Below are 14,368 nucleotides of genomic sequence, written 5' to 3'. Positions count from 1 at the left end.
AAGAGCCCTTTGCCCGCCTGGCAAAAAGCCCCCACGCGACAATTCACCTTTCGCACACAATAAGCAAATTCAACTCACAGATAAAACTCGGGGCATAGATTGATTTCGATATCACGCCGAATGCAGATTACACCCATCACCACTACTAAATTCACATCACCTGACACATCACCTGCAACAATTTAATATTTTCGCCCAGCGAAAAGAATCTTATGGACGGACAGTACAGGAAAGATATTTACCCGGGGCAGCAGGTCGCCATCATTCTGAAAAAAGATCAGCGTTCCGGAAAGCTGACGTATGGGGTTGTGCAGGACCTTCTCACTTCTGCGGCATTTCATTCACGCGGAATAAAAGTAAGGTTGGAAGATGGCCAGGTTGGCCGTGTTGCTGAAACTGATGTAGAAGATCCGGATGGGGATGACTAACTTTTCCCAAGAAGTACCTGGTACCACTTTCTTTTTTTCAGTCTCAGATTTTCAGTAGATAAAGCCATTAATGCTTCACGCAGATCGCGGATCTCTTCCAGCAGTTTTTGCTGATACGCCAGTTGTTCGGCGATATCCTGCTCTTTCGAGACAAGTTTCAAGCGGAACTCATCAAGTTTCCCTGCTTCTGTTTGCCATAACTGGCATTGATGCTCCTGCGTAAGTAGTTGTTTCTTCAATCCAAGAAGGTCTTGTTGTAACCGGCTCTTACTTTTCAATAACGTCTCGTTGGCTTCGGTCAACGCCTGGATAGTAGAGGAGCCTTGCAGGGGAGGATTGTTCATGGACTAAAGATATTCTAAATTTTCACATAACGATTCCCGTTTTATCAACATGCCCGGTCGCGGTCTCACTTATGTTTTTCTTAATCATAGAGCAGGTTGAAAGCGTGTTTTCGACAAGAAAAGCAATGAGATGGCCATTGGCTGACGGTGAGATTCTATGCAATTTTGTTACAGCAGCCAAGCAGTCAGATCATCACTTATTTAATCGAAAAAAACATCAATGCCTAACTACAAAAATTTTCTTTCAGCGATTAAGGAATTGCATGATCGCGGCTTCACACAGGATTTTGTCTTGTTTGAACAGTACCTGTTCTGGACACAGGAAAAGCTTTTCATATCCCCCATGGATTTCACTATCGAAGAATGTCATCGCTTTGCATTTCCTGCACCTACTGATAAACGCGATGACCTTGTCGTATTTGGCGTTACGGCTGTATCCGGGCATGTTAAAGGCATTCTGCTGAATCATTACACCTATACAACCGCCATCCCCGATGTGATAAGAACCAAGCTGGGAGAAATGGGATATTACCGGAAGGAGATGAGTTGGGTAGGATAGATAAATCAACTGTCCTTATGTTCCGTTCACAGAAGACGACATTGCAGCAATTTTTCGTAGCTTCCTTGTGTAATTATGCAGCAAATGCCAGACATCACTTATTGCACTATGAAACGGATTTTTGTTTCGCTTTATACGGGCTTACTGTTCGTATCTGCCGGCTGCAAAACAAAGAATAGTTTCCTGTTAACGGTAGATCCTCCGCTTAAAATAGAACAGGTGCAGGTAAAGCTGGAAATAATTTATCATGTGCCTTTGACAACTATTTTCAATGGAAGTCTTTATCAGCCAGTACCGGATGGATATGGAGAGAATGACTGGCAATTTATCTATCGTGACTCACTAGTGGGTGGAACAAGGTTCATAAAAACAAACAGGAATGATCATCATGATTATACATGCCGGTTCTTCGAAGAGAACGGTGTATATAAAGTTGCATTCCGTGCGAAAGGCATTGGTACGTTTTCAGATACTGTTGAACTGAAGGTCAAGGCTGCGGTAATGAAATGAAGGGATCATCTGAAGATCTATTTTCATTTCTACCACAGACCGAATTATTGAATGCTTGAAAATGTTATGCCTGATACTTCCCGCATTTAGCTGCGATTGAACATCCAGGCTTATTGTTTACATTCTGTTAAAGCTGATGACCTGAATGGGCGGCGCCTGGGTATTATCGCTGCTCTGTAAACCCTATATTGATCTTCACAAAAATGTGTTGCGCAGATTCCCTACGCAGTCACATTTAATTGCTTTGCAGATGCTGATTGAAAGATTGCTCGATCATAGGGCGGTTATTGGCGATCCAGGTTGGTAAAGTAGGACTGAGGCTGATAATATCCCAGTTCTCGCCCTCTTTCTTCCATTTGAATTGCCAACGATTCCCTCTGTCGTCGGATGTGTCTGCGTCATAACTGTCTTCAGCACGTTTGCGGAAATTAAACTCTCTCAAACGACCTTCGATCTTAACCAAAAGGGAAAAATGTATATTAGGAATAAATGCCATGAATCTCTGTTTTTCGGGTTGCAAAGGTAAGGTTGTTATTGCTTACAGAGAGATTCGTGCCAAACTAAGTTGTTGTTTGAGTGAATAATAGTTAGTTGCTCACAGGTTTTATCTTATTTATCCATCTTTTGACTTGATTTCGGTTAAGTGTCTGCGTTTTTAGCCTGAAATCAACTTCTCCATATCTATTGCAGGTATCGTTTTACCTGGTCTTCTGCTGAAAAGACGGTTAATGTTCCCGGTTGCAGCCCTTCGGCTACGGCCCTTAATTGAATTTGCCCTGCTGATCTATCCGTCCGGATAATGACCTGGCTTAATCCATTGAACAGTTTTCTTTTCCATGCTGACGCAGGAGTGAGTGAACGGATCAATCCTGCCTCTGTATTGACTTCATCCCAAGGATTTTTCTTTGGAATGGGTGTTGCCACAATATCTATCCTGTTATTACCCGTATGGATCATGGTTGAGTCCAGGTTGAAAATATAACCGTTCGATGTATGTGGAAGATCCCGCGCGATCAATTTCCCGTTTACATAGATCGATTGATTTTTCCCGATGCACTTGTAATACAGGGACCGCTGGATCTTTTCTTTTTCTGATGATATTGTAAAGCTGCCCCGATGGATATAAAGCGGGGCAAGGTTGTTGTAATCCCGTTGTTTAAATGCTGGAACCCAACCTTCGGCGGTGGAAGAGGACAGTAATGACGCAACTGCATTTGTATCTATTAAAGATCTTTCAAAAACTAGATCAATCGCGGCCGTTTCTATCTTATCAATAAATTGTTCTTTTTCAAGGGAAGTGGGATTGCCATTTCCTACACCAATGATCTTTGCCGGGCCGGTCAATTCAAAGGAAAGTTCATTGTCTGCAATTGGAACTGCTCTTCCTTTTTCATCAACAGCTGATGCTGTGATGATCAACAGGTCTTCACCATTGGCGGTGACCGTGTTCTTATGCGATGACAATTGTATTTGATGCGGCTTACCGGTAGTAGCTGTTTTTGCCGTCAGTATTTTTTTGCCATTGACGTACGATATTGCTTCCAGCGTGCCTGGAATATATCTGACCATCCACGAAAGGTGACCGTTCAATGGCATTTTTTTCCGGCCCAGACTTTTCTTGTTTAATGTCAGTTCAACTTCATCCGCATTACTGTACACCACTACTTCGATCTCTTCACCTTCCCGTCCCTGCCAGTTCCAGTGTGGCAGGATATGCAATACAGGTTGCTTCGCCCACCATGAACGCAGGTAGTACACATTGTCCTTTGGAAAGCCGCAAAGATCCATCATACCGAAATAGGATGTGACAGATGGAAAGCCATAAGGAGTCGGTTCGCCCCGGTAATCGAATCCTGTCCAGATGAACATGCCAGCCAGGTTGGGACGGTCTGCATAAAAATTCCAGCCTTCTTCAATACTATAAAAACCTGGTCTGGGTTTACGATCATATGCCGGTTGATGATGATTGATCTTGTCTTCCAGATACACGCCGCGTGTCGCAAAGGTGGAGCCTTCTTCTGTTCCCATGCCGGGTTGTTCAGGAAAAGCTTTAGCATGTGCGTCTATATCTCCATTGCCCATGTAGTTATATCCCATTACCTCCAGTACGGATGAAATGCCGCTTCTGAACCCTCCGCTGATGCCGGCAGTAACCGGCCGGGTCGAATCAAGGCTTTTTACAAAAGCCTGAAGGTTAAGTGCGATCCGTTCACCTGTTTTGTTGTTTTCGATAGCCCATTCTTCATTGCCGATAGACCAGCTGATCACAGAGGGATGATTGCGGTCGCGGAGGATCATTTTCCGGATCTCTTCCTGACCCTGAGTTGTTGTTTGCATCAACCTGTTCTCATCGATCACAAGCATGCCGAGTTCATCGCATGCGTTCAGGAGTTCAGGTGTGGGTGGATGATGCGAACATCGGTAAGCATTAGAGCCCATTTCTTTTAACTGCCTGATCCGCCAGTATTGCAGTTCATCGGGGATAGCTGTACCAACGCCTGCATGATCCTGGTGGTTATTGGTTCCTTTTAATTTTAGCGGTTTCCCGTTCAGAAAGAATCCCTGCTTTGCGTCAAAGCGGATCTCGCGGATTCCAAAATTTGTTTCATGTTCATCCAGTCTTTTTCCATTCTGCGTAACAATGGTGACAAGTTGATAAAGATGCGGAGAGTCAACGCTCCAGAATCTTGGCTGTTTAACTGTAAACTGATAATAGATCTTTTTTTCCTGGAATGGTCTGATCAGTACCTGCTGAAGTGTTGAGACCGCAACGGTGTCCCCGTTTTTTTTATGACGGATAAATTGAAACGCCTCTACGGGCTGAGTGGTCAGGGATTCGTTGATGAGGCTGCTTTCTGTAAATACTTGCGCCTGTTTATCCGAGATCTTTGTCCGGACAAATGTGCCTTGATCAGCCGCATGGATGGGAGATGTTTTCGTCAGCCATACATGACGGTAAATGCCGGCCCCTTCATAATACCAGCCTTCTTCGATGCCTGCATCTGTGCGTACAGCTACGATATTGCTGTCACCGTAGTTCAGCACTTCGCTGATATCGTAGGAGAATCCGGTATAGCCGCTTTCTGCTGTTCCGAGGTAATGTCCGTTCACCCAAACTTTGGAGTGTCTGAATACACCGTCAAAAACGAGTTTGATCCGTTTTGCTGTGTCTGCATGCGGAATAAAGAATGATTTACGATACCAGCCGATGGTCTGTCCAGGGAAGTTCCGGCCGATGGCTTTGAAACCATGACTAAAACTTGCGTTTGCATCAAAATCCTGTTCAACAGCCCAGTCGTGTGGCAGGTTGATCCTTCTCCATGCGCGGTCGTCAAAGTTTGCTTTGGCAGCGCCATCTCCGTATCCGGCCTTCGCGAGGTAGGAGAAGTAGCTCGTGGTGGTGTTGAAGTCTTTTGTATGATCGTAAGGATGTCCGAAAGAGAATTTCCAATCGAAATCCATCAGCCATTTTTGTCTGGAAGAAGATTGCGCAGCGCTTAGTACGCTGCAAAACAACAATACATGCAGGATCAGGTTTGAGCGGTGTGACATAGTTGGAAGCAGGCCGTTTTTACAGTACGGACAATTACCACTAAAATAGGCAAGCCTTCAAGCTGAGCCTAACAGTTTGTTTGCCAATGGCAATACTTTTTTGACTGTTAATGCCTGGCATCGTAGTCGGTCCGACAACAGGATATCTCTTATGTTCATCGAAATCTCCCTTTGGGAGATGCCCGTTTTTTTTCGGGAACTATCAACTGCAGAGCGCGGCCATCAGCCATCGTTCATCCGCCATTGAAATATGAATGACCGTTTAGCCTGATCATATTTCTTTACCCACAACATTCAGTCCTTCCAGTGTAAAATATGCGGGAGTGATCGATTGCCTTAGTTTGAGATATTGCTGATAGGTGTCTGTGAAGCCGGCGCGAAGTTCAACTGCCTTATCATAATTCCCCCATGTTCCCATGATCAGCTCGCAGGCTTCTCTTACCGCATAAGGCGAACCGCTGGTGATGTAATCCGCCAGGTTCCTGTCCGCAACATATTTCCTGAACAGGGGATTACCGGATCTGCCAACCATGATTCGTAACCCGGCGTTTGCGGCCAGGCCAAGATCAAGCGCATCATCAAATATAAAGGCCACTTCTTCGGGTTTCAAGGCATGTGCTTTCGTGAAATGTTCCAGTGCCAGCGCCTTGTGCAGCATCTTGAAATAGCCATTATGAAAATGTTCCCTGTTGGTATAATTGAATGACAATTGATTTCTTTCTCCGGACATGATGGCCATCACCGGAAGTTGTCCATTCAGGAGCCAGTGACTGAACCGCAGCAGGTTTGTTCCCATCGAATCTACTTCGTTAAAGGAACTGCTGCCCTGGTGGTCTTTTGTACCGTCATTGAATACGCCATCCCAATCGAAGATAAAAGCCTTGATACGCGATAGTTTTTCCTGGAAGCCGCTGAAGGGGATGCAGAATTTTCCGCCTTCTCCGGTGAAGATCTGTTCTATGCTCATGGTGTGAAAATAGGAAATAGAAGGCGGAACAGGCCGCAGGCCACAAATGACGTGGCAGACGGGGCGCCAGCCGGAATGTAATAAAGGTGGATGTGCGGGCGGCATTGGTATGACCCAATGCTGGACCGTCTGCGATCCAGTCCGCCATTTTTGCAGGAATCCTTCTTTGGTACAACTCTTGAAAACTAACCAGCATGGCCAGAGACTTTTATGCAATATTGGGTGTAGCGAAAACTTCTACTGCGGAGGAGATCAAGAAAGCGTACAGAAAGCTGGCGATCAAATATCATCCTGACAAGAATGCCGGAAATAAAGAAGCGGAGGAAAAGTTCAAGGAGATCAATGATGCGTATGAAGTATTGAGTGACCCGGATAAGCGGAAGAAATATGACAGGTTCGGGGAAAACTGGAACCGGGTAGGAGAAGAGCAGCAGGGCGGCAATTATTACCGGCGTGGCGCACAGGGCGGTGGTCAGCATTATGGTTTTGATGGCGATTCGTCTGACTTCTTTGGAGGAGATGGTGATTATTCAGACCTTTTTGGCAGCTTTTTCGGCGGACAGAACAAGGGTGGTCGTTCAAGAGCGCGCGATATACGTGGCACTATTGCCATCTCACTCGAAGATGCTTTTCAGGGTAACGCCAAGGTTTTCGAAGTGAACGGTGAAAAGATCCGTATACAGTTGAAGCCCGGTGCATATGATGGCTTGGAGATCAAGTTGGCCGGCAAGGGAACGCCTGGTGCGAAAAATGGAAAAGCAGGAGATCTTTATCTCGTATTGCAGATCATCCCGCATTCTCTCTATACCCGCGCAGGAAATGATATCCGGCAAACTCTTCCGGTGGACCTTTTTACGGCTGTACTGGGTGGCGAAGTACAGGTCAGCTCCCTCGGCGGGACGTTGAAGCTTAAGATCCCAGCCGGCGTGCAAAATGGTAAAGTATTGCGTATCAAGGGTAAAGGGATGCCGGTGTATGGCCAGACAAATGTGTTTGGCGATCTTTTACTGAATATCCAGGTCGCAATCCCCGAAAACCTCACCTCCGCCCAGCAAGAACAATTCCGCCAGCTGCAGGAATCCATGCGGGGCTGACAGGGCAGTATGGCCTGAAATATGATGTTCTAACAATACTAAAACCAGTTATTATGGGATTAGCAGTTGTTACCTACAGTGCCGGATCAAATGACGGCGAACGTTTTTTTCGTCAGCTGGAGGACCGCTTCCTGGAAAAGAGGCTTTCATACTATGCCAGCAGATTGCTCGATCATGGACTGGAAGATCAACCGGTGCTCGAAGAGGCCCTTTCAAAAGCTATGGCAGTTGTTTGCTCCGCCCGGATGAAGTGTAGTAATCATTTCAAACAGATATATGTAAGCAGGAAGGGACAATTGCAGGCGGATTGGCTGGTCTCGGTATTGGGAATGCGCACGATCATTATGCAGATGGGTGCGAAAAATCCGGAACTCGCCGCAATGCAGGTGGGCATGCTTTCTTCAGGTTATTAAAAAAGATATTATGGAAACATTTAAAGATATTATTCAGTCTGACAAACCGGTACTTGTAGATTTTTACGCGGAATGGTGTGGACCGTGCAAAGCCATGAGCCCGATCGTAACAGAGGTAGCGCGTAACTTACAAGGCAAGGCAAGAGTGATCAAAGTTGATATAGATAAAAGTCAGGCGGCAGCCCAGGCTTACCAGGTGCAGGCGGTCCCTACATTTATGATCTTTCAGAATGGAGCTGTCAAGTGGAGGCATTCGGGTATGCTGGATAAGCACACGCTGATGAATATGCTGGAGCAATACAGTTGATTAATTAAAAAGTCAAAAGTAAAAAGTAAAAACAGAGGCTTCGATCCGGCAATGAGCTTTCGTTTTTAGAACGTTTTTACTTTTGACTTTTTAATTTCCAACTCCCTATACGCTTACGTTGAAATCACGCAGTGCGTCATTTAAACTTGTCTTCAGGTCAGTGCTTGGCTTACGCTGTCCAATAATGAGCGCGCAATTCACGTGATATTCTCCTGCCGGGAATTTTTTTGCATAGCTACCGGGGATAACCACGCTTCTTGCCGGAACACGGCCTTTATATTCTTTTGGTGTATCACCGCTTACGTCGATGATCTTGGTAGATTGAGTGAGCACTACGTTTGCACCCAATACTGCTTCTTTTTCAACGATCACTCCTTCAACTACGATGCTGCGGCTTCCAAGGAAGCAACCATCTTCGATGATCACAGGAGAAGCCTGCAGAGGTTCCAGTACACCGCCAATCCCCACACCGCCGCTCAGGTGCACATTCTTGCCGATCTGTGCACAACTACCCACAGTTGCCCATGTATCAACCATGGTTCCCTGGTCAACATACGCTCCGATATTTACATAAGAAGGCATCAATACCACACCCGGCGCCACATAAGCTCCATATCTTGCCAAAGCATGGGGTACTGCTCGTACTCCCAGTTCCTTGTATCCTTTTTTCAGCAGCATTTTATCATAGAACTCAAAGGGGCCGATATCCCAGGTCTGCATCGGCTGAACACCGAAATACATCAGGATCCCCTGTTTAACCCACTCGTTGATCTCCCAGCCATTTTCCGTAGGGGTAGCCACGCGATAGCGGCCCTTGTCCAGATCCTCGATAAAAGAGTGGATGGCTTCACTGTACTTATTTTCCCTGAGCAACTCCCGGTTATTCCAGGCGTCCTGTATGAGTTCTTTCATAATAAGAAAATTTACGCGAATGTACATAAAACGCGAATGCAGCGCTAATGAGCACGAATGGCCGGGTCAGCTATTTCTTCTGCATAAAAACATTTCCGTGCCAGGTCAAATCTAAATACCGGGTTACTCAAACGCTGCCTTCCTGTGGGAGGGCATTCGTGCACATTCGCGGCCATTAGTGTACATTTGCGTCTTTATGAAGATAGGTTTTGATGCAAAGCGTGCGTTCCACAATTCAACAGGTCTTGGTTACTACAGCCGGACGCTGATCAATCTGTTGTCTGAGTATTACCCGGATAACGAATATTATCTTTTTAATACGAAGCCCTCATCGAAGTATGATTTTCCGCAATCAAATGTAAAGGAGATACTCCCTTCGGGATTTCCAGCCACGCTTTTCCGCTCTGCATGGCGAAGCAAATGGGTGGTAAAGGATGTAAAGAAACTGGGTATTGACCTGTATCACGGTTTGAGTCATGAGATCCCAGTAGGCATCGATCATACAGGCGCAAAATCCATCGTGACGATACATGACCTCATCCATGAAAGATATCCCAACCAGTATAATCCCATCGATGTAAAGATCTACACAGCGAAATATAAACATGCCTGCCAGCATGCTGACAGGATCATTGCGATCAGTGAGCAGACAAAACAGGATATCATCGACTATTATGGTGTGGCCGGATCGAAGATCGATGTTTGTTATCAAAGTTGCTCCCCGCTCTTTGCTCAAACTGTTCCTCCGGCAGAAAAGAAGAGCATTGCCTGGAAATATCATCTGCCGGAGAAATTTTTTCTCTCGGTTGGAACGATAAACGAACGCAAGAATATGCTGAACGTTTGCAAAGCGATGTTCCTGCTGCGCAATGACCTGCAGGTTCCGCTTGTGGTGATCGGCAAAGGAAGTGGCGGGTATTATAAAAAAGTGAAAGACTTTATTCTTCAAAACAACCTGGAGAAGAAGATCATTTTTTTGTCGGAGATGGAAGAAGCAAAAACAGACCGGACATTTCTGCAAACGGAAGATCTTCCCGCAATATATCAACAGGCCACCGCAATGCTTTATCCTTCCTTCTTTGAAGGGTTTGGCGCACCTATCATGGAGGCTTTGTGGAGTCGTTTGCCCGTGATCACCTCCAATGTGTCCTGCATGCCGGAAGTGGGCGGTGATGCAGCCTGGTATGTTAACCCCGCCAGTGCCGAAGAAATTGCCGAAGGCATGAGGCGCATACATAATGATCCTGCTCTCGTTGCATCCATGCAGGAAAAAGGCTGGGCACATGCACAGAGTTTTGCACCAGATATTTATGTGCATAACGTGATGAACATTTACAAAAGCGTATAATGGATTTTCAACAGGATATAGACCAGTGTTTAAAAACGCTTTCGGAAGGGGGCCTGATCCTTTACCCCACAGATACGATCTGGGGGATCGGTTGTGATGCCACGAATCAGGAAGCAGTGCAGAAAGTATACGCCCTGAAGCAGCGGGCAGATGAAAAGGCACTGATCGTGCTGCTTGCTGATGAACGTGACGTTTTACAGTATGTGGCCGGTGCGGATCTTTCTGTCTTCGACTACCTGCAACAAACCACCAAACCCACGACAGTGATCTATGATGGAGCAATCGGTCTGGCAGACAACCTGATCGGCGCAGATGGCAGCATTGCGATCCGCCTCTGCCAGGAACCATTCTGCAGACATTTGCTTAAACGTTTCCGTAAACCTATTGTATCCACGTCAGCCAATATTTCCGGGCAACCGTCTGCGCCATTTTTTAAACAGGTGTCGGATGAGATCAAAAGTGGTGTTGATTATGTGGTACAGTATCGGCAGGAGGATGAGACCATAGCGGTTCCATCGGCTATTATCAAATGGGAGAATGGGCGTGTGCAGGTAATACGACCCTGAGAGCGGTGGACCTCTGTTGGCAACAACTCCCACGCCCGTCATTTTTTTGATGGATCGTTGTACCGGAGGGAGATCGGTTGCGATCCGGAGACGCTTATCATTACTGAAACCCCTGCAGGCATCCTCCAGGACGATCTTTTCTTTTTTTGGCATCCGGGCAAAAAAGAAAATTCAGACAATATCTTTGCACTTCATGGAAATTAATTTTTCAGATAAAGAGATCTCATTGTTGAAGAGAATTTCAGCGGCAGCTGAAACGCTGAAGGTGCCTGCGTACCTTGTAGGAGGTTATGTGCGTGACAAGATACTGGAACGTCCCACAAAGGATGCAGATATCGTTTGTGTTGGTGACGGCATTGCGTTGGCAAACGAAGTAGCGAAACTTTTCAGCCCTGTACCTTCCGTTAATTTCTTCAAAACTTACGGCACTGCGCATATTAAAGTAAATATGGGTGAGCATGGCGAAGAGAATTTCTTCGATGTGGAATTTGTGGGAGCCCGTAAAGAAAGCTACCGGTTTGAGTCCCGAAATCCGAAAGTAGAGCCCGGATCGCTGGAAGACGATCAGAACCGCCGTGACTTTACCATCAACGCGTTGGCGATAAGTTTGAATAAGAACGATTTTGGCAAATTGATCGATCCGTTCGGCGGTGTCCGCCATCTGGATGAGAAAATGATCAAAACGCCGCTGGCACCTGATCAGACATTCAGTGATGACCCGCTGCGGATGATGCGCGCGATCCGTTTTGCGACGCAGCTTCAATTTGTCATCGAAGAAAATACACTTGACTCTATTGCCCGGAATGCAAAACGGATAGGGATCATTACGCAGGAACGCATCACGGACGAACTGAATAAGATCATACTTTCTCCAAAGCCTTCCATTGGGTTCGATCTGTTGTACAAAACAGGATTACTTCAGATCATCTTTCCGCCGATGGTTGATCTGGCAGGAGCGGAATATAAAGACGGTCACGGACATAAAGACAATTTTTATCATACACTTCAGGTGCTGGATAACATCTCCGTTAAAACAAATGATCTATGGCTGAGATGGGCAGCCATATTGCATGATATCGCCAAACCTGCTACTAAAAAGTTTGAAGAAGGGCATGGGTGGACATTCCATGGGCATGAAGCCGTGGGAGGGAGGATGGTGCCCAAGATCTTTGCGAAGCTGAAATTGCCGCAACACGAGAAAATGCGTTTGGTCCGGAAATTGGTGGAATTACATCTCAGGCCGATCAGTCTGACAAAGGAAAATATCACTGATTCCGCGATCAGGAGGCTTCTTTTTGATTCAGGTGAGGATTTTGATGGACTAATGATGCTCTGTGAGGCAGATATTACGTCAAAAAATAAGCAGAAAGTAAAACGTTACCTGGAGAATTTCCAACTTGTCCGGCAGCGCTGCCGGGAAGTGGAAGAGAAAGACCATGTGAGAAGCTGGCAACCTCCGCTGAGTGGTGACATGATCATGGAATTATTCGGGCTATCTCCCTCCAAACCCGTAGGAATACTGAAAGATGCCCTCAAAGACGCGATCCTCGATGGACTGATCCCCAATACCTATGAAGCAGCGCTGGAGTTTGTGACGGCGAAGGCAAGAGAGATCGGAGTGGCATAGAGGCGATGCACGATAGTAGACCGCCGGTCTGCAGAAATGGTCAGTATCCGATCATTGTTGCCCGATTCCGCTTTCTTTCCCAGCCATACAACATCGGTCATCGATAATGCGGAACTTATCTCCAAACTTTTTAATTTTGAAATCCCCCGGGGTTCAGCTCTGGATCATAACCCATAAATTTGTGCTATGGCAATTCTTAAATTCAGGATTTATTTTGAAGAGGACGAAAGCGTATACAGAGACGTTGCGATCCGTCATACGCAAACCTTCCGGGAGTTGAACGATACTATTTTGAAGGCTTACGAGTTTGACAGCAAACATAAAGCTACTTTTTTCAGAAGTAATGACCACTGGCAACGCGGCCGGGAGATCAGCCTGGAGAAGTATGATAAAGAATATAAAGCTCCACCATTGCTGATGGCTGAAACCTCCATAGGTTCAGAGATCAGGGATCCTAATCAAAAATTTATCTATCTCTACGATTTTAATAAGAACTGGACTTTCCTTGTTGAGCTGATCAATGTCTCCAAAGAAGAAAATCCCAAGATCAGTTATCCCTCTACCGTACGGGTGGAAGGTATTGCTCCCAGCCAGTACGGAACCAAAGGGTTGCTTGGTGAAAAGTTTGCCGATGTGGAAGAGAAGTACGATCTCAGCTCGGTGGGCGATGGCTTCGGTGAGAAAGATGAAGATGGTGAAGATCTTGGACTTGGTGAAGAATCGCAGGGTGGTGACGAAGAAGAAGCATAATCCGTGTACAAAAAGACCGTCATTGTTGTTGCTGGACCTACCGCGGTAGGTAAAACCGCGGTTGCAATCGACCTCGCACTCGCCTTTGATACCTCCATTATTTCGGCTGACAGCCGTCAGTGCTTCCGCGAATTATCCATAGGTGTGGCGCGTCCCTCAGAAGAGGAACTGCGACAGGTCCATCACGATTTCATCGCATCTCATAGTATTACAGAAGAGATCACTGCCGCAAGCTTTGAACAATACTCTTTGCAAAAAGCCAGCGATATCTTTCTTACAAAGGATATCGCTGTTCTTGCAGGTGGAACCGGCCTGTATATAAAAGCCTTTTGTGAAGGACTCGACGAAGTTCCGGCAGTACCGGTTGAAGTGCGTGCCCGGATCACCGCGCAATACGAAGCAAAAGGAATGGAATGGCTGCAGGAACAGCTGCGCGAAAAAGACCCCGCGTATTTTGAAAAAGGAGAAATGAAAAATCCCCAGCGTATGATGCGCGCACTGGAGGTGGTAGAAACGACAGGACGGTCAGTGATCGATTTCAGAACAGGCCGGTCCGCCATTCGTGATTTCAATATTATAAAGATCGGACTGGAACTTCCCAGGGAATTTCTTTACCAGCGGATCAATGCCCGGGTGGATGATATGATCGCGGCCGGACTGATTGAAGAGGTGGAAAGCCTCCTGCCATTCCGCAGCCTTAACGCCCTGCAAACCGTAGGTTATGCCGAACTGTTTGCCAGCTTCGACAACACAATCACCCTTGAAAGGGCGATCGAACTGATCAAACAGAACACACGCCGTTATTCCAAACGCCAGATGACCTGGTTCAAAAAAGACCCCGCATTCACATGGTTCAGCCCGCAAAATTTTGACTCTATCATTGGACATGTTCGCGAACAAATGCGCCGGTAAGTTGTTTACATGCTCACTAAGTTAGAATATGATTAGAACAGATGCTCCCCATCGAACCATTTCCCGTGTAAATTCATCT

Annotated in this window: 16 protein-coding genes; 11 read left to right on the top strand and 5 right to left on the bottom strand. The window is 46.2% G+C overall.

The annotated features are described in order from the left end of the window. Window positions 1–212: 212 nt before the first annotated feature. Window positions 213–428, top strand: coding sequence for a YwbE family protein (locus LZZ85_RS15550; RefSeq protein WP_237873780.1), 216 nt, complete (start codon window positions 213–215; stop codon window positions 426–428). Here LZZ85_RS15550 and LZZ85_RS15545 read toward each other — a convergent pair. Further along, window positions 425–772 (bottom strand): hypothetical protein, encoded by a 348-nt coding sequence (locus LZZ85_RS15545; protein WP_237873779.1) that lies wholly within the window; start codon window positions 770–772, stop codon window positions 425–427. The genes LZZ85_RS15550 and LZZ85_RS15545 overlap by 4 nt on opposite strands. Window positions 773–992: 220 nt before the next feature. Between LZZ85_RS15545 and LZZ85_RS15540 the strand changes: the two genes are divergently transcribed. Then, window positions 993–1,331, top strand: a complete 339-nt coding sequence (locus LZZ85_RS15540) for a hypothetical protein (protein ID WP_237873777.1) — start codon at window positions 993–995, stop codon at window positions 1,329–1,331. 108 nt (window positions 1,332–1,439) lie between these two features. Beyond that, a complete protein-coding gene (locus tag LZZ85_RS15535; protein WP_237873776.1) occupies window positions 1,440–1,841 on the top strand; it encodes a hypothetical protein in 402 nt (133 codons plus the stop codon). Window positions 1,842–2,076: 235 nt separating this feature from the next. Here LZZ85_RS15535 and LZZ85_RS15530 read toward each other — a convergent pair whose 3' ends face one another. The 3 genes from LZZ85_RS15530 to LZZ85_RS15520 form a co-directional block, all read right to left on the bottom strand. After that, the gene (locus LZZ85_RS15530; RefSeq protein ID WP_237873774.1) at window positions 2,077–2,337 is read right to left on the bottom strand and encodes a hypothetical protein; all 261 of its coding nucleotides are present in this window, start codon (window positions 2,335–2,337) and stop codon (window positions 2,077–2,079) included. Window positions 2,338–2,522: 185 nt separating this feature from the next. Next, window positions 2,523–5,393, bottom strand: a complete 2,871-nt coding sequence (gene galA, locus LZZ85_RS15525) for a beta-galactosidase GalA (protein ID WP_237873772.1) — start codon at window positions 5,391–5,393, stop codon at window positions 2,523–2,525. A 271-nt stretch (window positions 5,394–5,664) separates the two neighbouring features. Beyond that, window positions 5,665–6,360, bottom strand: a complete 696-nt coding sequence (locus tag LZZ85_RS15520) for a hypothetical protein (protein ID WP_237873771.1) — start codon at window positions 6,358–6,360, stop codon at window positions 5,665–5,667. Window positions 6,361–6,554: 194 nt separating this feature from the next. On the opposite strand from LZZ85_RS15520, the gene LZZ85_RS15515 reads away from it, so the two are divergent. Genes LZZ85_RS15515 through trxA form a run of 3 tightly spaced genes read left to right on the top strand, consistent with a single transcriptional unit; the run spans window position 6,555 to window position 8,174 of the window. Continuing rightward, window positions 6,555–7,454, top strand: a complete 900-nt coding sequence (locus LZZ85_RS15515) for a DnaJ C-terminal domain-containing protein (protein WP_237873770.1) — start codon at window positions 6,555–6,557, stop codon at window positions 7,452–7,454. A 53-nt stretch (window positions 7,455–7,507) separates the two neighbouring features. Then, complete coding sequence (locus tag LZZ85_RS15510; RefSeq protein WP_237873764.1) at window positions 7,508–7,867, top strand: hypothetical protein; 360 nt, start codon at window positions 7,508–7,510, stop codon at window positions 7,865–7,867. A 10-nt stretch (window positions 7,868–7,877) separates the two neighbouring features. Then, complete coding sequence (gene trxA, locus LZZ85_RS15505) at window positions 7,878–8,174, top strand: thioredoxin (RefSeq protein ID WP_237873763.1); 297 nt, start codon at window positions 7,878–7,880, stop codon at window positions 8,172–8,174. A 105-nt stretch (window positions 8,175–8,279) separates the two neighbouring features. Here the strand turns inward: trxA and LZZ85_RS15500 are convergent, their stop codons facing one another. Next, complete coding sequence (locus tag LZZ85_RS15500) at window positions 8,280–9,086, bottom strand: 2,3,4,5-tetrahydropyridine-2,6-dicarboxylate N-succinyltransferase (protein WP_237873760.1); 807 nt, start codon at window positions 9,084–9,086, stop codon at window positions 8,280–8,282. A gap of 196 nt (window positions 9,087–9,282) precedes the next feature. On the opposite strand from LZZ85_RS15500, the gene LZZ85_RS15495 reads away from it, so the two are divergent. The 5 genes from LZZ85_RS15495 to miaA all read left to right on the top strand — a co-directional run bounded on the left by LZZ85_RS15495 (window position 9,283) and on the right by miaA (window position 14,289). Next, the gene (locus LZZ85_RS15495; RefSeq protein WP_237873758.1) at window positions 9,283–10,434 is read left to right on the top strand and encodes a glycosyltransferase family 4 protein; all 1,152 of its coding nucleotides are present in this window, start codon (window positions 9,283–9,285) and stop codon (window positions 10,432–10,434) included. Then, window positions 10,434–11,000 (top strand): L-threonylcarbamoyladenylate synthase, encoded by a 567-nt coding sequence (locus tag LZZ85_RS15490; protein ID WP_237873756.1) that lies wholly within the window; start codon window positions 10,434–10,436, stop codon window positions 10,998–11,000. The genes LZZ85_RS15495 and LZZ85_RS15490 overlap by 1 nt, the downstream gene beginning before the upstream one ends. A 193-nt stretch (window positions 11,001–11,193) precedes the next feature. Further along, window positions 11,194–12,627: a CCA tRNA nucleotidyltransferase gene (locus tag LZZ85_RS15485; protein WP_237873754.1), complete on the top strand. Its 1,434-nt coding sequence runs from the start codon at window positions 11,194–11,196 to the stop codon at window positions 12,625–12,627. A gap of 186 nt (window positions 12,628–12,813) precedes the next feature. Continuing rightward, window positions 12,814–13,377, top strand: coding sequence for a plasmid pRiA4b ORF-3 family protein (locus LZZ85_RS15480; RefSeq protein ID WP_237873751.1), 564 nt, complete (start codon window positions 12,814–12,816; stop codon window positions 13,375–13,377). Window positions 13,378–13,380: 3 nt separating this feature from the next. Next, entirely contained in the window at window positions 13,381–14,289 is a 909-nt protein-coding gene (gene miaA, locus LZZ85_RS15475) for a tRNA (adenosine(37)-N6)-dimethylallyltransferase MiaA (RefSeq protein ID WP_237873749.1), read from the top strand. Window positions 14,290–14,368 lie beyond the last annotated feature (79 nt).

Source organism: Terrimonas ginsenosidimutans (assembly GCF_022012415.1).
GTDB classification, from domain to species: domain Bacteria; phylum Bacteroidota; class Bacteroidia; order Chitinophagales; family Chitinophagaceae; genus Terrimonas_A; species Terrimonas_A ginsenosidimutans.
Note: the sequence above shows the minus strand (reverse complement) of the source record. Positions and strands in the feature narration are given on the sequence as shown.

Bases quoted from the DNA above. Each gene is read 5' to 3' on its own strand.
- LZZ85_RS15550 (WP_237873780.1), top strand. From the start codon at position 213: ATGGACGGACAGTACAGGAAAGATATTTACCCGGGGCAGCAGGTCGCC.
- LZZ85_RS15545 (WP_237873779.1), bottom strand. From the start codon at position 772: ATGAACAATCCTCCCCTGCAAGGCTCCTCTACTATCCAGGCGTTGACC.
- LZZ85_RS15540 (WP_237873777.1), top strand. From the start codon at position 993: ATGCCTAACTACAAAAATTTTCTTTCAGCGATTAAGGAATTGCATGAT.
- LZZ85_RS15535 (WP_237873776.1), top strand. From the start codon at position 1,440: ATGAAACGGATTTTTGTTTCGCTTTATACGGGCTTACTGTTCGTATCT.
- LZZ85_RS15530 (WP_237873774.1), bottom strand. From the start codon at position 2,337: ATGGCATTTATTCCTAATATACATTTTTCCCTTTTGGTTAAGATCGAA.
- galA (WP_237873772.1), bottom strand. From the start codon at position 5,393: ATGTCACACCGCTCAAACCTGATCCTGCATGTATTGTTGTTTTGCAGC.
- LZZ85_RS15520 (WP_237873771.1), bottom strand. From the start codon at position 6,360: ATGAGCATAGAACAGATCTTCACCGGAGAAGGCGGAAAATTCTGCATC.
- LZZ85_RS15515 (WP_237873770.1), top strand. From the start codon at position 6,555: ATGGCCAGAGACTTTTATGCAATATTGGGTGTAGCGAAAACTTCTACT.
- LZZ85_RS15510 (WP_237873764.1), top strand. From the start codon at position 7,508: ATGGGATTAGCAGTTGTTACCTACAGTGCCGGATCAAATGACGGCGAA.
- trxA (WP_237873763.1), top strand. From the start codon at position 7,878: ATGGAAACATTTAAAGATATTATTCAGTCTGACAAACCGGTACTTGTA.
- LZZ85_RS15500 (WP_237873760.1), bottom strand. From the start codon at position 9,086: ATGAAAGAACTCATACAGGACGCCTGGAATAACCGGGAGTTGCTCAGG.
- LZZ85_RS15495 (WP_237873758.1), top strand. From the start codon at position 9,283: ATGAAGATAGGTTTTGATGCAAAGCGTGCGTTCCACAATTCAACAGGT.
- LZZ85_RS15490 (WP_237873756.1), top strand. From the start codon at position 10,434: ATGGATTTTCAACAGGATATAGACCAGTGTTTAAAAACGCTTTCGGAA.
- LZZ85_RS15485 (WP_237873754.1), top strand. From the start codon at position 11,194: ATGGAAATTAATTTTTCAGATAAAGAGATCTCATTGTTGAAGAGAATT.
- LZZ85_RS15480 (WP_237873751.1), top strand. From the start codon at position 12,814: ATGGCAATTCTTAAATTCAGGATTTATTTTGAAGAGGACGAAAGCGTA.